Genomic DNA, 23,999 nt, shown 5'->3' with positions numbered 1-23,999 from the left:
TGTTTAATCTCCATCAGCATCAACGTAGTCAATCCTAACGTTTAATGCTTGAAAAGTATTGGTTTTAATCAATATAACATATTCTTGAATTACATTAAATGTTGTGAATAATTTTGTGTTATCTGTGTTGATTTGTGTCACAAAATTATCATCTAAATCCTGAGTTACAGCTTCAATATCAGCAAACTTTGTATCAATATAATCAGCTATTTTATAGTCTTTCTTATCTGAAGTATTAAAAAATTCGGCATTTAAATATTTTAAATAAGCATCAATACTAGTTCCAGTATTGGTCTCATCATAAGAAATTCCGTAATATAAATTTTTCACAGCTTTATAAGCTTCATCAAACAAAGCCTTTGAATGTTCTGCACTGTAATAAGATTCAACAGCCAATTCATTTTTAAATTCATCTCCACTTCTTTTACCTGAAGGTGTTGCTATTTTAGACTCTCTAAATCCTTGTTCAACATAATTGATATAATCATTTAACATCAAATCAAAAGAAGCTGTGGCAGAAGAACCACTATTTGCAATAATAGCATCTGCATTATTATTCCAATAACTCACCACATTATTAGTTAAGGAAACCATTCTATCTACCACTTTTGTTAAATAAGCTTTGTAGTTTTCTTTTTTTGGATCTGTGGTGTATTTACTTAAGGCTACACCATTTATTAAATAATCAACAGCAGGAAACCCTTGTTCATCTATCGCATTAGACCTGTCTAATTCAATATTACTAGCATCACCATTTTCTAAATGGTCTATTAAGGTAGCATCATCCTCATTAGAATTACCAATACTTGTCTCATTATCGATAGGATAAGTATTCATAAACAGTCTATATGAAGCTTTTTCTGAGCTATTCCTGTGTAAATCAAACATGGCTACATGCTGCCAAACCAATTGAGCTTGGAACAACGCATCTTGTAATTCCGTTAAAGTAGTTGTGTTTGGATTGGCTGTAAAGTTTTGTTCTTTACTTTTTAAATCATTTAACTTTATCTTAAAATCTGCATAAGCAGGCAATACAATATTTTGTACCCAATTAGACAAAATTAACGATCTATTAAAATTATCTTTTTCAATAGCGATATCCCCGTTATTTTCTTTTACACAAGAAATTAAAAGTGAAGAAGTAATGATTATTAAAATTAGTTTTTTCATTTTGAGTTTTTTCTAAATGAGGTGCAAAAATACAGAAATTGAGGCATACAAAAAGTAGTACACCTCAATATTATCTCTTATTAATATTTGTTTTTATTGCATAACATCTGCTACAGTAAAATCGTAGTTAGCTACAATATCAGCAGAAACTTCATCCAATACTTGAGCTGTTACATCATAAAATCCATTTCCATCATATAGTTTTGCAATCAATGCTTTTACTTCAGCATTCGTGAAATAAGGTTCGTTAGTTGCAGGGTTATAGGTAAACTGTAATGAGTAAATAAATCCGTAAGCCTCAGATAATGCATGAAAAGCCTCTCTTTTATCTGCTGAAGAATCTGCAATAGTTACTTTAGCTTTTTGTAAGTAATAAATTCCTCTAGCTGCAGGGATTTTAGAAATTTGATATCTAATTAATTTAACAGCAGCATCTCTAATATCATATTGTTTTGCTTCAATAGCAGCTCTACCAATAACAAAAGCTTTGAATACAATTTCTGGAGTGTTTGCAAAATATTGTTGCCCTTGAATTTCTTCTAAATAATGTCCTAATAATTTGTCTGCACCATCTAAACCATATACATATCCATAAGCTTCATCCCAGTGATGCTCCATAGTTGTATAATTTTTCCCATCAACCAACACATCTGCATCATTATCATTTCTATAAGCGTTTGATGAATCATAATTATCATCTAACCTATTAAAATAATGATTCAAAGATTGATCTATTGTTAAAGCACCAATTAACCCTTTGAAAAAAGCTTGATCGTACTCTAACCCTTTTTCATTAAAATACCTAGTTCTTGTCCCACTTACAAATTTACCAGCAACCCCTTGATTAGCTTGGTTTTGACTTTCTAACACAGCAATTTGATTTGTTAAATAACCATCAAAATCAGCTTTAATTTCATCGCTTAAAGTTAAGTTTGTTTGAAACAAACCTACTGAAGCAGCTACTTTACTTCTCACGTTTTTACTTCCATTTAAAGAAGCATCTGTAAATCCAGTTGCCTGATTAAATCTATTGCTAAAATCTTCTTGAGTTGGAATTGGATTTGTGCTTTTTAACAAACCTCCTATTTCATTTACCTGAGACAACCTAGTTGTTTGCCCAGAAAAATCAATAGTTGTAGTTTGATTTCTATTAAAAGCATAATCTGTAGGAACTGTTAATTCACTAACATCAATATCAGATAAATCCTTAGGGAATTCAATAGAATCTGTAATGTTTTTCACTTCATCTTTACTACAAGATGTAAACATAATTCCTGTTGCTGCAATAGCTACTAAAGTTGATTTTGTAATTCTCATTCTTATTTAGACTTGTTATGATTTGTGTTTTTTTGCACTGCAAATATACAGACCAATTCTAAATAAGCAAAGTTTATTTTAATTTATTATAAATAAACTTATAAATATTGCTTAAATGATTGAAAATCAGAAAACTTGTAAAGCTACATTGTAAGTACTCTCAAATCGTAGGGAATTTACGCCTGTATTTACCTGTTGCTGGGTAAAGTAAGACAACATTTTCTCCGTAGGCATGTTTCCTGTTAAGGCATCCGTAGCCATAGGACAACCACCATATCCTTTAATAGCTCCATCAAAACGAAAACAACCACTTTTATAAGCAGCATCCATTTTTTCGTGCCATTTGTTTGGTGTGGTATGTAAATGTGCTCCGAATTCAACTTTTGGATAGGCAGGAATCAAATGAGTATATAAATACCTAATCACTTCTGGTGTAGAAGAACCCACCGTGTCTGACAAGGATAAAATATTGACACCAATAGCAGATAATTTTTCTACCCACTTCCCTACGATTTCTACATTCCAAGGATCTCCATATGGATTTCCAAACCCCATAGACAGATATGTTACCACATGTTTGTTGTGTTTTTGGGCAATCTCCATAATCTGTTGCAATTCCATAAAACTCTCCTCAATGGTTTTATTGGTATTACGAACTTGAAAAATTTCGGAAATAGAAAAAGGATAGCCCAAATAGGTGATTTCTTCAAAAGCACAAGCATCTGTAGCACCACGAGCATTGGCTACAATAGCCAACAATTTACTTTTGGTGTTAGACAAGTCAAGTTTACCCAATACCTGAGCAGTATCGGCCATTTGAGGAATGGCTTTGGGGGACACAAAACTCCCAAAATCCACCGTATCAAAACCACATTGTAAAATGGCGTTGATGTATTTGGCTTTTAAATCTGTTGAAATAAATTCCTTGATCCCTTGCATAGCATCTCTAGGGCATTCTATCAACTTTACCTCTTTTTGACTTATCATAAAGTCAAATATACTAACAATCTTGCAGAGAAAATATTTTTCAACTACACTTTGGCACGAAATTGATTATTAAAAAGAAATCCATAATTTTAAAACAAATCCATGTCTTATGAAAATATTCAATGCTCCTCAAATAAAAGAGTTAGATATTTATACCCTTCAAGAACAAAAAATAACTTCGGCACAACTTATGGAACGTGCTGCAGATAAATGTGCTACTTGGTTAAGAAACAAATATCCTACTCATACACATTTTACTGTTTTTTGTGGATTGGGCAATAATGGCGGAGATGGCTTGGCCATTGCTAGAATCTTATTGGCACATCAATATAAAGTAACGGTCTATATTATGAAACACAGTCCTAATACAAGTCCTGAATTTGAAGAAAATCTAGCTTTGTTAAAGGATATCATTACCATTAGAACCATTATTTCGGAAAAGCACATCCCTCCTATTGAGGAACATTCTGTAATTATTGATGCGATGTTTGGAGCTGGAATCAATAGGCCTATTGAAGGAATTTGTAAAACATTGATTGATAAAATCAACAAACTCGACAACCCAAAAGTAGCCATTGACATCCCTTCTGGATTGCCATGTGATGTAGAAAATTTCTCTAAAAACCAAACTATTTTAGTTGCCGATTATACTTTAACCTTTGAGGCTCCAAAACTTACTTTTTTATTACCAAAAACAGCTTATTACGTGGGGAACTGGAAAATTTTATCCATTGGCTTGTCTGAAAACTACAAACAAACCATTGAAAGTGAGTATGCATATATAGGTGCTAAAGACATTTTAAAAATCATTAAAAAAAGAGAGCCTTTTTCGCATAAAGGGACATTTGGACATGTAGAAATTATTGGTGGGAGTTATGGAAAAATTGGAGCCGTAGTTTTGGCTACCAAAGCAAGTTTAAGAATTGGAGCGGGCTTGGCAACTGCCTACACCCCTAATTGTGGGATGCAAGTTTTACAATCAACTGTGCCAGAATCCATGTGGACAGGGAACCTACCTTGTGAATATTTTTTAGAGGGAAATTACATCAGTACTCATAAAACAGTAGGAATTGGACCTGGATTAGGCATTCATCCTAAAACGCAAACTTTTTTAAACTTGGTTATCAAAGCCACCAAAACACCTATGGTGATTGATGCAGATGCCATTAATATCTTAGCTAGAAACAAAGAATGGTTAAGTGAAATCCCTGAAAATAGCATCGTCACCCCACATCCTAAAGAATTTGAACGTTTGGTGGGAACTTTTTCAAATGATGCTGAAAAACTAAAAAAACTAAGGTTATTTGCATCCACCTATAAATGCATTGTAGTCCTAAAAGGTGCTCATACAGCCATTGCTGATATTAACGGAAACATTTATTTTAACAGCACAGGAAACCCAGGCATGGCCACAGGTGGTAGTGGCGATGTGTTAACAGGAATGATTACAGGTTTATTGGCTCAAAAATATTCTCCCATACAAGCTGCGTTGTTAGGAGTTTATTTACATGGATTGGCAGGTGATTTAACTATTAAGGAAATAGGAATGCCTTCTTTAATGGCGAGTGATTTGGTAAATTATATTGGCAAAGCAACCTTACATATCTAAAATTCCTTTTGTACTTTAGTCAGCCTAAATAAAACAATATGAACATCAACGACAAGTCTAATCCTACTACTTATATTCCAAATCCTGAGAGATACAATACCATGCAATACAATCGTTGTGGAAATAGCGGTGTGTTATTACCTAAAATATCTTTAGGATTATGGCATAACTTTGGTTTTTACGATTCTTTTGAAAACGCTAGAAACATTTTAAAAAAAGCATTTGATTTAGGAATTACACATTTAGATTTGGCTAATAATTATGGGCCTCCTTATGGAAGTGCCGAAGAAAATTTTGGACGTATTCTTAAAAAAGATTTTGCCAATCACAGAGATGAGTTATTTATCGCCTCTAAAGCAGGATACGATATGTGGCCTGGTCCTTATGGAAACAATGGTTCTAAAAAATATTTGGTTGCTAGTTTAGATCAAAGTTTACAACGCATGGGCTTGGATTATGTAGATGTATTTTATCATCACAGACCTGATACGGAAACACCTTTAGAAGAAACCATGCATGCTTTAAGTTTAATGGTAAAACAAGGAAAAGCATTATACATCGGTTTATCTCGTTACAGTCCTGAAGAAACCATCGCAGCACAAAAAATATTAAAAGACTTAGGAACGCCTGTATTGATACATCAATCTAAATATTCTATGTTAGAACGTTCTGTAGAAGCGGAATTACTGCCTACTCTGTTAGAAGAAAAAATTGGATCGATTGTTTTTTCTCCATTAGCACAAGGGTTATTAACAGATAAATATTTAAAAGGAATCCCAGAAGGTTCTAGAGCATCTAAAGACAATACTTATTTAACCACAGATGAAGTTCCTAAAACCATTGAGAAAATCCAGAAACTGAATGATATTGCTATTCAAAGAGGACAAAAATTATCACAAATGGCGGTGGCTTGGATTTTAACTCAACCTGCTATTACCACGGTGTTGGTCGGTGCTAGTAGTCCAAATCAATTGGCAGAAAATGTATTGGCTTTAAATAACCCTGATTTTAGTCAAGATGAATTAAATTTGATCAATCGTATTTTGAATAGTTAAGCAAACGCTGCTTTATTCTCTATAAAAACACGTAATTTTGCCACATGATTTTAAAAGATACCATTGTTGCTTTGGCAACTGCTTCTGGTGTAGGAGCCATTGCTGTAATTCGTTTGTCAGGACCTGATGCCATTACCATTGCGAATGATTGTTTTAACTCTATCAAAGAAAATAAGTCTTTGTTAGACCAAAAATCGCATACTTTACATTTGGGGCATTTTATGGATAACAACAGAGTGATTGACCAGGTATTGGTCTCTGTGTTTAAAAATCCTCATTCTTATACAGGAGAAGATACGATTGAAATATCTTGTCATGGTTCTTTATACATTCAGCAAGAAATCATTCAAATCCTATTAAAACAAGGAGCAAGAATGGCCGATGCTGGTGAATTTACTTTACGAGCGTTTATCAACGGAAAATTAGACTTGTCTCAGGCAGAAGCCGTAGCAGATTTGATTTCTTCAGACTCTGAAGCTTCTCATCAAGTAGCTATGCAACAAATGCGTGGTGGTTTTTCTAATGAAATTCAGAATTTACGTGATCAATTAATTAACTTTGCTTCTTTGATAGAACTAGAATTAGACTTTGCTGAAGAAGATGTGGAGTTTGCTGATAGAACTGAGTTCAAAAAATTGGTGGCTAGAATTCAATTGGTCTTAAAACGTTTGATTGATTCTTTTGCCGTTGGAAACGTGATTAAAAACGGAATTCCTGTAGCCATTGTAGGAGAACCTAATGTTGGGAAATCTACCCTATTAAACGCTTTGTTAAACGAAGAACGTGCCATTGTTTCAGATATTGCAGGAACCACTCGTGACACCATTGAAGACGAAATAATTATTGATGGTGTTGCTTATCGTTTTATAGATACTGCTGGTATAAGAGAAACCAAAGATGTGGTAGAAAGCATCGGAATCCAAAAAACCTTTGAAAAAATTTCTCAAGCGCAAGTGGTGATGTATTTAGTTGATGGTTGTCAGTTGTCAGTTGATGGGAAATTAGATGATTTGCTGTTGGAAATCAGAAAAACAAAAAATCAATTTCCATTAAAACCTATCATCTTCATCATCAATAAAAAGGATTTGATTTCACCCGAAAACTTATCCATTATTGATAAAAAACTAACAACTAATAACCTGCAACTAACAACTATTTATATTTCTGCCAAATCTAAAGTGGGCATTGAAACCTTAACCAACGAGTTGACCAAAATGGTGAATATTGGGGCTTTAAACAATAGTGATACCATTGTGACCAATTCCCGTCATTACGATGCTTTGCTAAAAGCTTTAAATGAAATTAACAAAGTAGATGAAGCCATATTAAACAATGTTTCTAGTGATTTAATGGCTATAGATATTCGTGAAACCTTATATTATTTCGGACTCATTACCGGTGAAGTCACCAACGATGATTTACTAGGGAATATTTTTGCTAATTTCTGTATCGGGAAGTAAAACACCTCGTTTTTAATATAGTATTCTAAAATAGAAAACAGCTCACCATAACATGTTACGGTGAGCTGTTTTAATCTTAATAATTTATCTCTATTTTTTTATTAATTTATTTACAATACCTCCGTTTGTTGTTTTAATTTTAATAAAATACACTGCTGGAGTTAAACTTGACACATCAATATTCACCTCTTTAGATTTTTTTTCTATTTGAATGTTTTTAATCATATTTCCTGAAACATTATAGACTTCTATATTTTCTAAAAACAACTCCGATGGATTATTAATTGTAAAAACAGAAGACACTGGGTTAGGATAAAATGTAAGACCTAAGAGTTCTGGATTGAAATTTGATAACGTACAATTGTTGTAACCTCCATCGGTTATAGTCCATCCAAAAACCTCTGTTAATGTATTTCTCCCTTCTATTCCAGTACAATATTGACTAGAGCCTACATTAAAAATCACATTGTTTTGTAAACTTAACTGGCTCCAAGCTGTTAAAATTTTATCATAGTTTTCAACTGAAAGTTTAGCTCCATTAAGCATATTATTCATATTTGTAACATTACTAACATCCCAAGTACTAATATCTTTATTAAAACCTGCTATAAAATCTATTACTCCATTAAACATACCTTCCATATTAGTGACATTACTGACATCCCAAGTACTGATATCACTATTTATTTTTTTTATACCTGAAAACATATAGGAAAGATCTGTACAACTTGACAGGTCAGGAACATCTGTTGCATTAATTTCTAAGTTACTACATCCAGCAAAAGCTTTGTTCATTGAGGTCCATTCGTAATCTCCCCATTGCTCAACAGATAGTAATTTATCTTTATGCTCTGAATTTTCTGAATTAAGTGTTAATGCACTTGTCTTAAAAACTAATGTATGAATACCTGGATTCGGATATACATGTGAAAGGCCGTCATAATTTTTAATAAATCCATTAGTTGCACCACTATCACGTATTCCATCATTTTCCCAATCAACAAGGTAGAAATATAGTTTAGTTTGATCTACAGGAATATCAATACGTTCATTTGGGGTTGTAGTACGAACCGTAATTACAAACAATGAAGGATCAGCCCCATTTTCATAAGGTCCTAAATCTATATTATATCCATATATTCGTATTTTACCTTCCAAATCTTTGGTGGTATTGTTATAATTTTTATCTCCTTTATCTACAATTGAATTGAGGCTTGTGTGAAAATCACCTGTAGTTGTTGGTAATGTAGTACTTGTCAAATCAATACCTTTAGCAAAATTAGGATCTTCATTATATATGATTCCTGAATCGGATCTATTTGCTACTAAACTTTTATTGTAGGTAGCATTTCCACTTACAGAGGCTCCTGCTGAGTTTGTAGCCCCATTTTCACGATTGTTCCATATAATAGTATTTTGTATTAACGAGGTAGTTTCAGTTTCTATTGAGTTATAATTAAATATAGCTCCACCTTTTACATAAGCACTATTTCCAGATAGTGTACAATTAATAAAACTACTATTTGCATCTAAATTATAGACACCTCCTCCTTCTTGTGCTAAATTCCCTGAAATAATACAATTGATAAAACTAAGGTTTGACTGTATATTATAGACACCTCCACCACTATAAGCCGAATTCCCCAAAATAATACAATTTCTAAAAATACCTGAAGTAGTTATGAAAATAGCACCTCCACCATAATTACCTACAAAACTCGTTCCATTAGCGTTACCTCCAGTAATGGTAAATCCATCAATAACAGTTAAAATTTCAGAATCATTAGAAGCAATAACATGGTATGCATTATCATTATAATCATTATTTTGTTGTATTTCTCCACTTAAAATAGTTTTGTTATTTAAAAGATCTCTTTGTTCTATAGTAGTTTCGTTCCCTGTAAATCCTCCATATACCTCAATACCATTCATTAGAAAAACAGCTTCTTTATTATTGTTTACTTGATTTGTTCCTTCATCTGGATAATAAGTTCCTGCTGCTACCCAAATTTGGGTTTGATTACTACAAGGATAACTATCTATTAATGCCAACGCAGAATTTAAGTGCTTTTTAGCAGAAAACCAGCTTAAACCATCCCCAGTGTCATTAGGACTTTTGGCATTAACATAAATAACTTTAGGTGTTGCAGCACTGCTATAAATGGTATATTTTAAGGAAACAACATTTTTATTTCCTGAGGTATCAGTAGCAATTACTTCTTTGGTAATAGTAGTCCCAATATCTGCACAAGTTACTGTAAAGGGCTCTGCCTGTACAATACTTGCTACCCCACAGTTATCTGTAAATTCTAGATTTGGAGGTGTAATTATTTTGGAGGTCTCTAACTCTAAATCAATTTTACCAAAATTAGTAGCATTGATGATATTTGAGGTTGCCTGTGTGATGGTAGGAGCAAAATCATCTATAACAGTCACTGTTGCTGAACATGTGCTTGTGTTTCCTGAAGCATCTTTTACTGTTAACGTAACTATATTAGTACCCAAATCATTACAACTAAATAAGGTTTTAGAGGCCGATAAGCTTGCAATAACACCATTATCTGTAGAACCCCCATCAATCTCTTCTGGAGTTAAAGGTGTTTGACTAGGATTAAAATTATTCAGAATACCTATATTTCCCTCATTAGTAATATAGTTTCCACGTCCTAGTGGTAAAGTAACATCTTTACAAACAGCAACAGGCTTTTCATTATCATAATTTACTTGATATAAAGCAACTCCATTACGAGAACCATTTACATAACTTCCTGTAATTTCTGTTTTGTTTAACATTTCAGGAAGTATATAAGAGGAACCACCACCTCCTCCACGCTCTCTACCACCAGCACCACCACCTGTATGACCGGCACCACCACCGCCTCCTCCAAAAAGATTCCACATGACATCTGTACAGCTATTGGAACCACTATTTTTGAGCCAAGGACTACCTGCTCCACCTCCTGAATAACCAGCACCTCCAGCACTTAGATCCTTCGTGGATAAAGTAAAACAATTTGTTACTGTAAAAGGATTTCCATCGCCATCGAAGCCACAATCAGTACCATAATAAAACGTCTCTACAGGATGGTGTCCTCCCAAACCTCCATTATCAGCTGTTTTACCAGTTACTTGCACACTATGCATAAAATCACGTGGGGAGGTCTCATTAAGTCCAGCTCCTGCTCCAGCATACAAATACAATTTAGTGGAGGAATGTCCTGAGACATCACCAAGATACATGTTTAAGATTTTTCCTGTTTTACCATAATCACCTTTTGAATTACTAGTATTACCACATGAACCGTGACCATCTGTGGCTATTCCTCCAGGTCTTCCGTCTGATTGATAATTTTCTACAGCGGCACCACCACCACCACCACCAGCTATGGCGATTAAGTTACCATTGTGATCTATCAAAGCAGTAGAACCACCACCACCTCCACTTGCAGAAATACTATGGCTATTGCTTTCACCTCGTTTACCCTGGTAAAAAGTAAACGTTTTCCCTTGGTTTTCTTCGGTTATAGGCATGGTAAAAAAAAGAGAACCTCCTTCTCCTCCTCTAGCAACAAGATCTGTAAAAGCTCCATCCCAGGTAGCAGTACCTCCATCTCCACCTCTTAATGTAAAAGTTATACTTACGGCTCCTGTACTAAGCATTGGTATGGTAGCACTAGCTCTAGAGCGAACTCTTGACGATTCATTGGTAAAATTGATATATGATTGATTAGGGTTTGTTAATATACCATTGTTGTTAATTTGTGCATGATTAACAAAGCATACATAAAAAAGTATGCAAAACAAGTAAGTAGTTTTTTTCATAGTAAAAAGTATAGCTATTGTATAAATACAAAAATACTTTGGTTTTAAACACTGTAGAATAAGTACCATATGCAAATACTGCGTAGGATACGTATGCCTTTTTATTAAATTTTAAACATATTATTGTTTTTGTTTTGCGGAATAACACAGCAATTCATCCTAAGGAGTTTTCATATATAACAATCGTTATCAAAGCTATTTCATCATTTTGTTAAAGACATAAATACGTATTGTACGCAGTATCAACAAGTCATACGTATGGTGTATTTCTTATTTACATCGTAAAATTGCCAGGATTTTTATTACCCAAAATGAAAAAAAATTACATTTTAATTTTACAATTAGTCATATTATTAGTGATGCAATATGTAGTATCTATATGGATCATATTTAAGCTTCAGCAAATCATAACAAAATAGATTGAAAAAAGTAAATAGCTAGATTAGATATAACCATTTTAAACACCACTTTAATTGCTTATGCTAGCTTAGTAAAAGAAAATATTATAAACTTATAAATAGTTGATATATAAAAAACCTCAACCTATTTAAAACATATTTAACAATAATTAAGAACGTTGTTAACATTAACCTTATGTTAGGTTATAAACTAAAAACAATTTCTTCGTGAGTCTGAATCCAGTCTAAAAGTGAGTTATTTAAAGAATCTAACCCTAGTTTAGCAATGATATTTGTTCTGTGTTTGTCAACTGTGCGTTTAGAAATACTTAATATTTCGCAAATTTCTAAAGAAGTTTTTTCTTGAGAAATTAGACGAATAATGGTTCTTTCAGAAGGTGTAAGTAGCGATATTTTTCTCAATTCATTTTTGGTTAATGCTTCAAAGTCTTCATTAAAAGATTTGCTATAATAATTATTGTCCTGCATTACTTGCTCAATACATTGTTCAATTTCAGTAATACTGTCTTCTTTTAGCAAATAACCATGTACCCCCACTTTCTTTGCTTGTAAAACAAACCCTTTTTCTTTGTGGTAAGACATCATAATAAAACGCGTTTTTAAGTTTAAATCTTTTAATCGCTTAACCACTTCAAAGCCATTTAAAAAAGGCATTTCTATATCTAAAAGTGCTATGTCAGGATGTTTTTTTATGATAGCTTCAATAGCCGAAGCACCATTTTTTGCAGTTGCCAATACATCATATCCTACCTGCTCTAGCTCTTGTTGAAGTCCTTTCAACATCATAGGATGATCGTCAGCAATAATTAAGGTAATGTTTGGGTTCTGCATTAATAGAAAGGTTTGTACAAAAATAATGAAAAGTTTAAATATTATAAGACTATTTTCACAACCGTTCCTTCATTAGTTGAAGATGATATATAAAGTTTAGCTTGAATAATTTTACAGCGTTCCTCGATAAACTTAAGTCCCAGACTTTTGCTAGTTTTTGATATTTCATTATAATTAAATCCAAGACCATTATCTTTTATAATCAATCGGATATGCTCTTTAGATTTAGAAACTTTAATGAACACAGATTTAGCTTTTGCGTGTTTTATAATATTTTGTAAAATTTCTTGAAGTATACGATATAAATGTAAAGCTTGCTCTTCATTTAAGTCCTCATCTATATAAGCGATTTCGGTGGTAAAAAAAACATGTGAATTTTCATCCATATCGTTAATTAAACTTTGAGCAGCTTCTGTAAAACCAAGACGCTTTAGCACAACAGGATATAAATTATGAGAAATAGATCTAATAGTTGTTAAAGTATCTAAAGACAATTCTTGAAAAGAGCTGTCTGATAATTTTTTAGCTTTTCTAGTAAGCAACATCAATTGTTGTCCTACACTATCGTGTAGTTCCATGGCTATTAATTTTCGCTCGTTTTCAACAGAACTAAGTATATTTTGAGTAAATTCCTTTTGGAGTTTTTGTTTTCTTTTTTCAAAACTTGCAGACCTCAATAAGTATAAAATTGTAAAAAAGCTTATCAATGCAATCCCTCCAATAAGAATCCATTGAGATTTAAGCCTATTTTCTGCAGCAAGAAGTGATATATAATTGTTTTGTTTTAAAATTTCTAAATCCTTTTTCTCTGTTTCAAACTGATTCTGCACATAGGCAAGTCGTTTTCTGGAGGCACTTTTTTGTATAGAATCTTTTATGTTTATGTAATTTTTAAAGTAATGAAGAGCTTTTTTAGTTTCACCCGTTTTTTGATAGGCTTGTGCTAATAGATATTCAAAATCTAGTATTTTTTCAGGCTCTTTAGAGGCTCTTACCGTTTCAAGTATTGCTAAAATATAGTTTTTTGTTTGTTGATAGTCTTTATGCGCAAAGGCGTTTTGACTTCTTGCCAACATATAGGTTGTATTTAGAACAGAATTTTGCTCTAAGCCTATCATTAACTGATTTAATTCTTTTAAATTTTCGTCTGATTCTTTTAATAAATCATGTCTTGCATATACATAAGTAGCACATGCTCTCATAAATATTTCAATAACATTTTTTAACTCAGAAAATACTTTATCCTTAAGCAAAAGCGCTTGTTTTACATGATAGAGTTCTTTCTTTTTATTATTTTGAGTAGTCGCTTCAATAGCAGCTGTTATATGTGCCATTACCACCACATCTATTTCTGGTATTTTATGTTTCCATTTAAAAATAGGGTCTCGAGCTTTCTCCGCTTCATCATACAAACCATTATTTCCTAATAATCTACTCAATCCATTTTGGGACCACAAGTAAGAAATGGTGTCGTTTTGACTTAAAAACAATCCTGATGCTTCTTTAAAATAGGTTACACTTTTTATAAGATTGTTAATTTTTGAGCTATTCTCCCCTGCTTTTAAATACATATATGCGTATTCTCCAGGTATTAAATCTTTGTCTTTATGTAGATTAGTGATTGCTTCGTTAAGAATTTCTATAGAAGCTTCATATTCTTGAAGAAAGGTTGCAACTTCTGCATAAGCAATATAATATTTAGCAATTTCCTTTTGGTTCTTAATTCTTGGGAGATATTTTTTAAACTTTTTTAATGAATTATATATTTCTTCATAATTCATTTTATAATACATATAATAATTTGCCAATGCATTTTGTAGAATAATTGCTTTATCCCAATTTTTATGATTCTTAGCAAAATTTAAATATCTCTCAACAGAGGCAGCACGTTCATTATCTTTGATATTTGTTCCTGAGCTAATTTCTGAAACAATGAATTCAAGGTTTTTATGAGTAATTGACACCTCATTTTGATAATGCTCTAAAGTATCTAAAAGGTTTTCTTGAGCATGACTAAGATTGCATAAAATAAAAAAAAATAAAAAAAAGAACTTCATGCTTTACAAGAAAAATTACTTATTTAATGGTTTACTCTATTTTAAATGAACCTTATGGTTTTATAATAGAAAATACTTTGTAAAAATACTGAAATTAATCAGGACTTAAAGAGCCGTTTTTATAAATAAAGAACTATTGACTATTCAGAACAATTTAGCTCCAAGAATCATTTTATATTAATAAACTCAATCACCAAGTCTTTTTAAGACCGTAAGTTCTAATCAAAAATCTTATTACAGGGTGTTCGAGCGCATTCTAGAACTGTAATATTTATATGGTTTGTATATGCTTTTAAGACTGTGATTCTCAAATTTACTGCTGTTATATCTATAGTTTGCTTTTTGATGCTATATGATACCTCTCGTCTTCGCTCGAAGACCATAACATATAAACTTTTTACAAAATAAACCACTGAACAAAATTATACTGACTACTTTCATAAAATGCTATTTTTACAAATTGAATACTACCATAAACCATGAGAATTTTAGTTTCCCTAATTAGTATATTATTCGTTTTAAGTTGTAAAAACAACCCAACAATAGGTCCTGATAAGCGTTTGTTAACAAGCATTCCAACTAAAGAACAAGTTGGACATAGGGTTATGCCTCAAAACATAGCTCCGGTATCGGCTCCTTTTAACATGCCTGTTTTTAAAAAGCCAACTTTCCCAGCAAGAACTATAGCGTTAAAAGACAAGCTTTTAGAAAATGGGGATCTCATCGCTACAGGAATCATTCAAAACGCTATTGATGAACTTTCGGTTGCTGGAGGAGGAAAAGTAATCATTCCCCAAGGAACCTGGAAAACAGGAAGAATTTCCTTAAAAAGCAATGTAAATCTTCATCTACAACAAGGAGCTGTTCTTCAATTTAGCACAGATGTAAAAGATTATCAACCTGCCGTTTTCACTCGTATCGAAAGTTTAGAAGTCATGTCTCTTGCTGCTTGTATTTATGCCAACGGTCAAGAAAATATCGCCATTACAGGAAAAGGAAAGCTAATAGGCCCTTATGCAGGAGAAATTAAAGATCGTTCTTATTTAGAGCCCATTGAAACCTTGGTAGATTTGTCTAAACCATCTACAGAACGCATCCATGATGGTTCTAAAGAACACTGGGTTTTTCCTCCAAAGTTCATCTCTCCTATCAATTGTAAAAATGTGTACATAGAAGGGGTTTCTTTAGAAAACACTGCTTTTTGGAACATTGTTCCCACCTATTGTGATAATGTCATCATTCGTGGCGTATATGTCAATTCTTACGGAATTCCTCGTGGAGATGGAATTGATGTTGAATCTTCAAAAAATGTATTGATTGAATACTGTACGTTGAATACAGGGGATGATTGTTTTACCATGAAATCTGGGCGTGGTGAAGATGGATTAAAAGTAAACAAACCTACAGAAAATGTAGTGGTTCGTTATTGTTTGGCACAAAAAGGGCATGGCGGAATTACTTGCGGAAGTGAAACTGCAGGAACCATTAGAAATTTATATGTTCACGATTGTGTGTTTGAAGGAACCGTTGTCGGAATTCGTTTTAAAACTCGTAGACCTAGAGGAGGCGGTGGAGAACATTTGTATTATGATAGAATAAGAATGAATTTAGAAGCCACAGCTATCAAATGGGACATGCTAGGAACTCCTGAATATGTAGGCGAATTGGCTGAAAGATTGCCTGCTAGGAAAGTAAATAACTTGACTCCGTTTTATCGTGATATTTCCATCACAAACATCATCATAGAAAACAGTACGCATTTTTTAAAAATTTACGGAATTCCTGAATCTCCTATGACAAATTTAATGATTGACAATGTAGATGCCACAGGAACAAACTTCATCACCATTAGAGATGCCGTAAATGTTCAAATTAACAATGCAAATATCAAAACCACAGATACAACAATGGAGATCATTGGAAGTCAAAACATTCAATTTAACAACGTTCTTTTTGATGTCAATGGAGGAAAATTAAACAAACCTGAGGAGGTATTGTTTAATCATTGTAAAATTCAGTAGGCCTTAAAAAACCTCGTACAAGTAAGTCACAATCCTTCCCTTGGTTGGAGACAATAGCACAGAACAGAGTTCTTTTACCTGTTTTATTTTAAATGAAAACGGTGGTTTTAAAATATCCAAACCACTTTGTTTTTTTATCCTAATTCCTTGTCCTGAAATAATATCTAAATTAGGTACAAACTCACCAACAGGAATGTGTTCTGTTAGAATTACATATTTAAAATTTTGCAATTTTTGTAAAATTGCTTGTACTTCTTTGTTAGACAAATGTTGCAATACTTGTCTAACCATGGCACAATCTCCTTTGGGCAACTCATCCACAGCAAGATCCAAACAATAAAAGCTTAAACGTTCTTCTTGATACTTTTGTTTGTTGTAATCAATCAATTCTTCAACAATATCTACTGCAATGTATTCTCGGGTATGTTTTACAAAATCTTTCCCAATATTAAAATCACCACAGCCCAAATCACAGACCCTTATAGGATGCTCAAATGAGTGTAAAAAGAAAAGTACGGCTTGTTGATAAGGGCTTACAATTTCTGGATGATGTGACCCATCTCCTGAATAAAATTCTTCTTGTTCCCCACCCCAAAGATGCTTCTCATACACTTGTTTCATGGCGTTCTTGGTAGGCCAAGGTTTTTTGTTCTTTTTAAAGGGATGTGGTTTGGACATTCTAAAGTATAAAAAGTAATTGCAGTGCTACAAAACTATTATTTTTATTTACAATGTTTACAAAATAGAATCATTTAAAGAACGGAACAAAACCATCAGTTGCTTTTTTATATCTTGTCTTTATAAAATAAATAAGTTACTTAATAGCAAGATATGTCAAATACAAAATTAATTATTGAAGAACGTGCCGCCAACATCGGTAATTTTATGGTGGGACGTTTGCTCCCTTTTAGACAAAAACGAATGGTGGGACCTTTTATTTTTATAGATCATATGGGGCCTGTTTCTTTAAACGATGATGAAAATATGGATGTGGCCATGCATCCGCATATTGGATTGTCTACGTTGACTTTTTTATTTGAAGGAGCCATTGTGCATAGGGACAGCATGGGATCGGAAATAGAAATAAAACCAGGAGCTGTTAATTGGATGACTTCGGGTAAAGGAGCCGTACATACTGAAAGAACCCCTGAACGCCTAAGACATACTACTAAAAAATTGCACGGTTTACAAATTTGGGTGGCATTACCCATAGAAGAGGAACAATGCGAACCTTCTTTTACGCATATTGCTGCAGAAGAGATCCCTAGTTGGGAAGACCATGGCGTACAGTTTAAATTAATTGCAGGGAAAGCGTTTGGCAAAACCTCGCCAGTTCCTGTATATAGTTCCTTGTATTTTATTGAAATTAAAGCAACAGAACCCCAATCCATTTCCATAGGAGAACATTTGTTTGGAGAAAGTGCTCTTTATATTTTAGAAGGGAGCATTACAAGTGATGGTCATACTTATGAATCAAAACAATTATTGGTGGCCAAAGAAGCAACACTTTGTTCGTTTGAAATAGCAGCCAATTCAACCGTTTACATTTTTGGTGGAGAACCATTTAAAGAAGAACGTTTTATTGAATGGAACTTTGTGGCCTCTGACAAAGCAATTATTGAAAAAGCCAAACAAGATTGGGAAAACAATCAATTTCCGACTGTACCGAACGAAACCGTTAAAATACCCTTGCCCCAACCAAGACGCTTTTAACAAAAACACTAAAAACAACATTAAATGAACACCGTATCTGCCTCTATAGGAACACAATTGTATAAAACTGAAATAAAAACAAATAACCATCTTATTATTGCCGACGAACCTGAAAAGGTTGGAGGTCAAGATTTAGGGTTTACCCTTACAGACTTGTTAAATTCATCTCTTGCTGCCTGTTCTGCCATTACCATTCGTATGTACGCAGAAAGAAAAGGTTGGGATGTACAGCACATTCATGTAAATGTTAAACACAAAATAAATATAACTTCTCAAACCATCACTTTTGAAAAAGAAATTGAAGTGATTGGAGATTTGGATGCAACTCAAAAAAAACGTTTGGTAGAAATTGGAGAAAAATGTCCAGTTGAAAAAATGTTAAAAGGGGATATTAAAGTCGTATCGAGTTTAAAAGCATGATTTTTTTTATAAAATTAAATTAAACAAATACCCAGAAATTATAATACAAATAGTAACGACTCCAAAAAAAATAGCAATCAATTTAAAAGTCATTACTTTTTTTAACAACATGGCTTCTGGCAAAGACAATCCTACCACACCCATCATAAAAGCAATGGCAGTTCCCAAAGGAATCCCTTTATCAATTAATACTTGAACAATTGGTAGAATTCCTGATGCGTTGGTATACATGGGAACCGCTAAAATAGTCGCCATGGGAACGGCAAAAAGTTGGTCTTTACCCATATATTTTTCAAAAAAACCTTCAGGAATATAACCGTGCATCCATCCACCAACAGCAATTCCCACTAACAAATAAGGAATAATTCCTTTGATAATGCTCTTCACTTCTTTCCATATGACGGGGAATCGTTGACTCAGCGTTTGTTTTTCGGCAATAAAAGTATCTTGTTCTTGTTGTGCATTGGCCAAAACTTTTTGAACCCAAGGAGTTAAATAAGATTCAAGTTTTAATTGTTGGAGAATGATTCCAGAAATGGTTCCTAGCAGCACACCACTAAACACATAAATAATAGTGGTTTTTAAACCAAATAATGCTATAAACAATCCAATAGCAACTTCATTCACCAAAGGAGAAGTAATTAAAAAGGCAAAAGTAACACCTAAGGGAATTCCACCTCTCACAAAACCAATAAACAAAGGAACTGAGGAACAAGAACAAAAAGGGGTAACAATGCCAAAAAGACTTGCCATCAAGTATTCTAATCCATACAGTTTATTTCTAGAAAGGTAATTTTTAACCTTGTCAATTGGAAAGTAACTATTAACAATTCCCATGAAAAAAATCACCACAAAAAGAAGGATTAAAATTTTAATCGCATCATAAATAAAAAAGTTCAACGCTTCTGACAAATGCTCCCCTTTTGATAAGGACATCACCTCATAAACCAACCAATTTGTAATATGTTGTAACCAATCAAACATTTTAATGCGATTTGTACTATGGAGTTAAAAGAGCCAACACTTCTTCTTTTGAAGGAACTCTTCCTTTAATGGTAATGACATCATCAATCACCAAAGCTGGCGTGACCAAGACATTAAATTCCATAATTTTTATAACATCCTCTACTTTCTCTATAGTAACATCAAGATGATGCTGAGTTACAACATCCTTTACTACTTTTATCATGGATTGACATTTTGAACATCCTGTTCCAAGTATTTTAATTGTTTTAGGCATTTTATTTTTTTACCTAAAGCTACCACCTATATTTGGTTTTATATGTGACTTATATCACACTAAATCATTTTTTAAAAAGTTTTTTTAAACAACATTCACATTAAAAACATATCCTACCAAGGCCGTTAATCCCATGGCGATGGTTCCCCAAAAAGTAATTCTAATTACCGCTTTTACCATGCTTGAACCTCCTGTTTTTGCAGACAAGGCTCCTAAAATGATTAGAAAAAACAAAGCAAAACCATATAAAGAATACTCCATACTTTTTAAAGGAAGAAATAGAGTTACTAAAAAAGGCAACAAGCCCCCTACAGTAAAAGCTGCTCCAGAAGCAATAGCTGCTTGAATGGGATTGGCCTGACTAATTTCATTAATTCCCAGTTCATCTCTAACATGTGCTGCCAAAGCATCTTTTTCTGTCAATTCTTTAGCCACCAACAAAGCCGTTTCTTTTTTTAGTCCCCTATTTTCATAAATATCTGCCAAACGTTGCAACTCTAGTTCAGGTGTTTCTTTTAGTTCTATTTTTTCTCTTTCAATATCAGCCTTTTCAACATCAGTTTGAGAGCTTACAGAAACATATTCCCCTGCAGCCATGGACAAGGCTCCAGCAACCAATCCTGCTAAAGTGGCTAAAACAATAGGTTCTCTAAGTTCTGTAGCGGCTGCTACCCCAATAGCAAGACTTGCCGTAGATAAAATTCCGTCATTGGCTCCTAATACAGCAGCCCTTAACCAATTACTTCGATGAATATAGTGATTGTCTAAATAGTCGTCTAATACTTCTGTTTGATGATTCATAAAAAGCTATTTGTAAATGATCCTACTAGGTTGATGATCTTTTTTTAATTAAAGATAAGTTTAAATTAAGGAGAAATATCAATTTTTATTTTATTAATCAATAATTAAATAAATTATCATATTACTAATGAACACAAATTATTATTAAAATAAAAACAAGGATAGTGCAGGATGGTTGATTAATTGTTAATGATAATATTTGTTTTACTAAAAAAATGTAAAACCAAATAATGAAAAAAAACTACTTTTTACTCTTAAGCATAAGTACACTACTATTGCTAAGTTCAATGAGTATTCATGCTCAAAGATACATGGAGAAACTAAACCGTGGTGCGCATGCGGTAAGAGTAAATAGTAATGAAGTATTAATTTCATGGAGAATATTAGGTCCCGAATATACCGATGGTGCCACTTATAACTTATATAAATCAGGAACACTAATTGCTTCAAATTTATCCGTATCTAATTATATTGATAACACAACCTTAAACAGTAATTATACTGTAAGTGCTGTGATTAACGGAACCGAGGGGACTCAATCTGCCTCTACAAATATTTGGACTAACTTTTACAATACCATTCCTTTAAGTCCACCCACAGGAGGAACTACTCCCGACGGAGTAGATTACACCTATGCGGCTAACGATGCGAGTGTTGGTGATTTAGATGGCGATGGTGATTATGAAATTGTATTAAAATGGTCTCCTTCAAATGCAAAAGACAACGCACATTCTGGTCATACAGGAAATACTATTTTAGAAGGATTAGAATTTGATGGAACCAGTCTTTGGAGAATTGATTTAGGAATCAATATTCGCTCTGGTGCTCATTACACTCAATTTATGGTTTATGATCTTGATGGAGATGGAAAAGCAGAAGTTGCTTGTAAAACAGCCGATGGAACCAAAGATGGAAACAACAATATTATAGGAAGTGCTGCTGCTGATTATAGAAATTCTGCTGGATATGTCCTTTCAGGGCCTGAGTTTCTAACCGTTTTTAATGGAGAAACAGGAGCTGCTTTAACCACTATAAATTATACTCCTGCAAGAGGAAATGTTTCCGATTGGGGAGATAATTATGGAAACAGAGTAGATAGGTTCCTAGCTTGTATTGCTTATTTAGATGGTACAGAACCAAGTTTGGTAATGTGTAGAGGATATTATACCAGAACCGTATTGGTTGCTTATGATTATAGAAATGGACAACTAACTCAACGTTGGAATTTTGATACAGGGAACGGATCTCATCCTTACAGAGGTCAAGGAAACCATAACTTAGCTGTGGGAGATGTTGACGGAGATGGAAAAGATGAAATTATGTATGGGGCTTGTGCCATTGATGATGATGGTACTGGATTATATACCACAGGCTATGGGCATGGAGATGCAGGCCATTTAACGGATATTGACCCCGATTCGCCAGGATTAGAATATTACATGCCGCATGAAACCGCTAATGGGTCTACCAGACCGGGAATGTCCATTAGAAATGCAGGTACAGGATCAATACTTTGGGAAGTTCCTGCCAATGGAGATATTGGAAGGGGATTAACCATGGATGCTGATATAAACCATCGAGGATATGAGGTTTGGTCTTCAGATGGTAGTGGATTGCATGACAAAGACGGAAATGTAATTACAACCACTATCCCTAAAAATACAGGAGGGGGTAATAGTTATAATTTTTGTGTTTGGTGGGATGGTGATGTACAAAGAGAAATTCTTGATCGAACCGTCATCAACAAATGGAACCCAAGTAATTATGGTTCTGATCGATTGGTGTCCCTTTATAACATAGAAAGTGCTTCTTCTAACAATGGAACAAAATCCACTCCTACTCTAGTTGCTGATGTGATGGGAGATTGGAGAGAAGAGATATTAATGCGTAACGCTGATAGTTCTAAATTGGTCATTTTTACCACCAATAAAGTGACCAATCAGAGAATGTATACTTTGATGCACGACCCTGTTTACAGGTTAAGCATTGCTTGGCAAAATGTGGCTTATAACCAACCGCCTCATCTAGGATTCTATTTTGGTGGTGGTATGGATACCCCTCCAAACCCTAATATTAAAATGAATGGAGAAAAATCATTATCAGCAAATGCATTTGCTAATAACAATGAGATTGATATTGACTGGAAAGTATCGGGAATAGAAATACAACAACAAGAGCTGATGAGAAACACTAGTTTGGATACCGAAGGAAGTATCAGCCTTGCAAACATCACCCCAGGAACAACCACGTATAAAGACAATACTGTTAGTACAGGAACTACATATTACTACTGGGTAAAAATTACCGATACTCAGGGAGAGCTCTATAATTCTAATATTACAAGTACTGCTATCTTCCCATTTTCAAGTATCGTAATTCAAGAAAACGAAGCAGGTTTTTGTGGAGTAGATGGAACTATAGACACCAATAATGAAGGTTATACTGGAGCAGGATTTGCCAATACTTCTAATACATTTGGAAGTGGAATTGATTGGTCTGTTTCTGTACCTTCTTCTGGAACATATGTACTTAAATGGAGATATGCTAATGGAGGAACTTCAGATAGAAATGGGAATGTAATTGTTAATGGAACAAATGTGACCTCTGCTCCTTTCCCTTCTACAGGAAATTGGACAACTTGGGAGTTGAATAACAATTCAACCGTTTCAGTAAATCTAAGCCAAGGAGTAAATAAAATCAGATTGGTTGCTACGAGCCCAGATGGTTTAGGAAATATAGATCAATTAGAGATTGAGGGTGGAACGCCATCTGTGGCTGGTTGTAATGGAGAAATGCTAAGTACTCCTAGTTTGACTGAAATTTCAAAACTATTCATCACTCCAAATCCAATACGTGCGGGAGAAATCTTTAAAGTTTCCCTTCCTAAAAACGCAAAACAAATGAGTATTGTGAATATGCAGGGACAGGTAATTTATCAGAAAGCACTATATGGTCAAGCAGCAATGGAACTGAATCATATGTTACCTCCTGGCATTTATATCATTAACGTTAAAAATGAAGTTGGAAATGTTCAGGCAAAACTATTTGTAAGATAAAATTGAATTAAAATTTTAAAT

Annotated in this window: 17 protein-coding genes; 7 read left to right on the top strand and 10 right to left on the bottom strand. The window is 33.5% G+C overall.

Annotated elements, in window-relative coordinates; genetic code table 11:
- Window positions 1-3: 3 nt before the first annotated feature.
- From QVZ41_RS12565 to QVZ41_RS12555, 3 genes are all read right to left on the bottom strand, one after another.
- Window positions 4-1,170 carry an imelysin family protein gene (locus tag QVZ41_RS12565; RefSeq protein ID WP_302884956.1) on the bottom strand — a complete coding sequence of 389 codons (1,167 nt, stop codon included), beginning with the start codon at window positions 1,168-1,170 and terminating at the stop codon, window positions 4-6.
- Between the two features lie 93 nt (window positions 1,171-1,263).
- Complete coding sequence (locus tag QVZ41_RS12560) at window positions 1,264-2,487, bottom strand: DUF4856 domain-containing protein (RefSeq protein ID WP_302884954.1); 1,224 nt, start codon at window positions 2,485-2,487, stop codon at window positions 1,264-1,266.
- Window positions 2,488-2,613: 126 nt separating this feature from the next.
- A complete protein-coding gene (locus QVZ41_RS12555; RefSeq protein WP_302884953.1) occupies window positions 2,614-3,474 on the bottom strand; it encodes a hydroxymethylglutaryl-CoA lyase in 861 nt (286 codons plus the stop codon).
- A gap of 109 nt (window positions 3,475-3,583) precedes the next feature.
- Here QVZ41_RS12555 and QVZ41_RS12550 point away from each other — a divergent pair, with 109 nt between their 5' ends.
- The 3 genes from QVZ41_RS12550 to mnmE are packed head-to-tail and all read left to right on the top strand — an operon-like array spanning window position 3,584 to window position 7,598.
- Entirely contained in the window at window positions 3,584-5,083 is a 1,500-nt protein-coding gene (locus QVZ41_RS12550; protein ID WP_302884952.1) for an NAD(P)H-hydrate dehydratase, read from the top strand.
- A 38-nt stretch (window positions 5,084-5,121) separates the two neighbouring features.
- Entirely contained in the window at window positions 5,122-6,138 is a 1,017-nt protein-coding gene (locus tag QVZ41_RS12545) for an aldo/keto reductase (protein WP_302884951.1), read from the top strand.
- 44 nt (window positions 6,139-6,182) lie between these two features.
- Window positions 6,183-7,598, top strand: coding sequence for a tRNA uridine-5-carboxymethylaminomethyl(34) synthesis GTPase MnmE (gene mnmE / locus QVZ41_RS12540; protein WP_302884949.1), 1,416 nt, complete (start codon window positions 6,183-6,185; stop codon window positions 7,596-7,598).
- 90 nt (window positions 7,599-7,688) lie between these two features.
- Here mnmE and QVZ41_RS12535 read toward each other — a convergent pair whose 3' ends face one another.
- The 3 genes from QVZ41_RS12535 to QVZ41_RS12525 form a co-directional block, all read right to left on the bottom strand.
- Entirely contained in the window at window positions 7,689-11,420 is a 3,732-nt protein-coding gene (locus QVZ41_RS12535) for a BspA family leucine-rich repeat surface protein (RefSeq protein ID WP_302884947.1), read from the bottom strand.
- Window positions 11,421-12,022: 602 nt separating this feature from the next.
- Window positions 12,023-12,670 (bottom strand): response regulator transcription factor, encoded by a 648-nt coding sequence (locus QVZ41_RS12530; RefSeq protein WP_302884946.1) that lies wholly within the window; start codon window positions 12,668-12,670, stop codon window positions 12,023-12,025.
- 41 nt (window positions 12,671-12,711) lie between these two features.
- On the bottom strand, window positions 12,712-14,727 hold the full coding sequence (locus QVZ41_RS12525) for a sensor histidine kinase (protein WP_302884945.1): 2,016 nt from the start codon (window positions 14,725-14,727) through the stop codon (window positions 12,712-12,714).
- A gap of 479 nt (window positions 14,728-15,206) precedes the next feature.
- On the opposite strand from QVZ41_RS12525, the gene QVZ41_RS12520 reads away from it, so the two are divergent.
- Window positions 15,207-16,748, top strand: a complete 1,542-nt coding sequence (locus tag QVZ41_RS12520; RefSeq protein ID WP_302884944.1) for a glycoside hydrolase family 28 protein — start codon at window positions 15,207-15,209, stop codon at window positions 16,746-16,748.
- Between the two features lie 3 nt (window positions 16,749-16,751).
- Here QVZ41_RS12520 and QVZ41_RS12515 read toward each other — a convergent pair whose 3' ends face one another.
- Window positions 16,752-17,369 carry a class I SAM-dependent methyltransferase gene (locus tag QVZ41_RS12515; RefSeq protein WP_302884943.1) on the bottom strand — a complete coding sequence of 206 codons (618 nt, stop codon included), beginning with the start codon at window positions 17,367-17,369 and terminating at the stop codon, window positions 16,752-16,754.
- A 210-nt stretch (window positions 17,370-17,579) separates the two neighbouring features.
- Here QVZ41_RS12515 and QVZ41_RS12510 point away from each other — a divergent pair, with 210 nt between their 5' ends.
- On the top strand, window positions 17,580-18,461 hold the full coding sequence (locus QVZ41_RS12510) for a pirin family protein (RefSeq protein ID WP_302884940.1): 882 nt from the start codon (window positions 17,580-17,582) through the stop codon (window positions 18,459-18,461).
- A gap of 24 nt (window positions 18,462-18,485) precedes the next feature.
- Window positions 18,486-18,881: an OsmC family protein gene (locus QVZ41_RS12505; RefSeq protein ID WP_302884939.1), complete on the top strand. Its 396-nt coding sequence runs from the start codon at window positions 18,486-18,488 to the stop codon at window positions 18,879-18,881.
- Window positions 18,882-18,887: 6 nt separating this feature from the next.
- Here the strand turns inward: QVZ41_RS12505 and QVZ41_RS12500 are convergent, their stop codons facing one another.
- The 3 genes from QVZ41_RS12500 to QVZ41_RS12490 form a co-directional block, all read right to left on the bottom strand.
- Window positions 18,888-19,865, bottom strand: coding sequence for a permease (locus QVZ41_RS12500; protein ID WP_302884938.1), 978 nt, complete (start codon window positions 19,863-19,865; stop codon window positions 18,888-18,890).
- A 16-nt stretch (window positions 19,866-19,881) separates the two neighbouring features.
- Window positions 19,882-20,121: a thioredoxin family protein gene (locus QVZ41_RS12495; RefSeq protein ID WP_302884937.1), complete on the bottom strand. Its 240-nt coding sequence runs from the start codon at window positions 20,119-20,121 to the stop codon at window positions 19,882-19,884.
- 84 nt (window positions 20,122-20,205) lie between these two features.
- Window positions 20,206-20,922, bottom strand: a complete 717-nt coding sequence (locus QVZ41_RS12490) for a VIT1/CCC1 transporter family protein (RefSeq protein ID WP_302884936.1) — start codon at window positions 20,920-20,922, stop codon at window positions 20,206-20,208.
- Window positions 20,923-21,233: 311 nt separating this feature from the next.
- On the opposite strand from QVZ41_RS12490, the gene QVZ41_RS12485 reads away from it, so the two are divergent.
- Entirely contained in the window at window positions 21,234-23,978 is a 2,745-nt protein-coding gene (locus QVZ41_RS12485; protein ID WP_302884935.1) for a rhamnogalacturonan lyase family protein, read from the top strand.
- Window positions 23,979-23,999 lie beyond the last annotated feature (21 nt).

Source organism: Wenyingzhuangia gilva (assembly GCF_030519655.1).
GTDB classification, from domain to species: Bacteria; Bacteroidota; Bacteroidia; order Flavobacteriales; family Flavobacteriaceae; genus Wenyingzhuangia; species Wenyingzhuangia gilva.
This window is presented reverse-complemented; position numbering and strand designations above follow the sequence as displayed.

What these genes read in the sequence shown, in the direction of transcription:
- QVZ41_RS12550 (WP_302884952.1), top strand. Translation starts at nt 3,584, where the DNA reads ATGAAAATATTCAATGCTCCTCAAATAAAAGAGTTAGATATTTATACC.
- QVZ41_RS12530 (WP_302884946.1), bottom strand. Translation starts at nt 12,670, where the DNA reads ATGCAGAACCCAAACATTACCTTAATTATTGCTGACGATCATCCTATG.
- QVZ41_RS12520 (WP_302884944.1), top strand. Translation starts at nt 15,207, where the DNA reads ATGAGAATTTTAGTTTCCCTAATTAGTATATTATTCGTTTTAAGTTGT.
- QVZ41_RS12510 (WP_302884940.1), top strand. Translation starts at nt 17,580, where the DNA reads ATGTCAAATACAAAATTAATTATTGAAGAACGTGCCGCCAACATCGGT.
- QVZ41_RS12545 (WP_302884951.1), top strand. Translation starts at nt 5,122, where the DNA reads ATGAACATCAACGACAAGTCTAATCCTACTACTTATATTCCAAATCCT.
- QVZ41_RS12490 (WP_302884936.1), bottom strand. Translation starts at nt 20,922, where the DNA reads ATGAATCATCAAACAGAAGTATTAGACGACTATTTAGACAATCACTAT.
- QVZ41_RS12500 (WP_302884938.1), bottom strand. Translation starts at nt 19,865, where the DNA reads ATGTTTGATTGGTTACAACATATTACAAATTGGTTGGTTTATGAGGTG.
- QVZ41_RS12565 (WP_302884956.1), bottom strand. Translation starts at nt 1,170, where the DNA reads ATGAAAAAACTAATTTTAATAATCATTACTTCTTCACTTTTAATTTCT.
- mnmE (WP_302884949.1), top strand. Translation starts at nt 6,183, where the DNA reads ATGATTTTAAAAGATACCATTGTTGCTTTGGCAACTGCTTCTGGTGTA.
- QVZ41_RS12495 (WP_302884937.1), bottom strand. Translation starts at nt 20,121, where the DNA reads ATGCCTAAAACAATTAAAATACTTGGAACAGGATGTTCAAAATGTCAA.
- QVZ41_RS12515 (WP_302884943.1), bottom strand. Translation starts at nt 17,369, where the DNA reads ATGAAACAAGTGTATGAGAAGCATCTTTGGGGTGGGGAACAAGAAGAA.
- QVZ41_RS12560 (WP_302884954.1), bottom strand. Translation starts at nt 2,487, where the DNA reads ATGAGAATTACAAAATCAACTTTAGTAGCTATTGCAGCAACAGGAATT.
- QVZ41_RS12535 (WP_302884947.1), bottom strand. Translation starts at nt 11,420, where the DNA reads ATGAAAAAAACTACTTACTTGTTTTGCATACTTTTTTATGTATGCTTT.
- QVZ41_RS12485 (WP_302884935.1), top strand. Translation starts at nt 21,234, where the DNA reads ATGGAGAAACTAAACCGTGGTGCGCATGCGGTAAGAGTAAATAGTAAT.
- QVZ41_RS12505 (WP_302884939.1), top strand. Translation starts at nt 18,486, where the DNA reads ATGAACACCGTATCTGCCTCTATAGGAACACAATTGTATAAAACTGAA.
- QVZ41_RS12555 (WP_302884953.1), bottom strand. Translation starts at nt 3,474, where the DNA reads ATGATAAGTCAAAAAGAGGTAAAGTTGATAGAATGCCCTAGAGATGCT.
- QVZ41_RS12525 (WP_302884945.1), bottom strand. Translation starts at nt 14,727, where the DNA reads ATGAAGTTCTTTTTTTTATTTTTTTTTATTTTATGCAATCTTAGTCAT.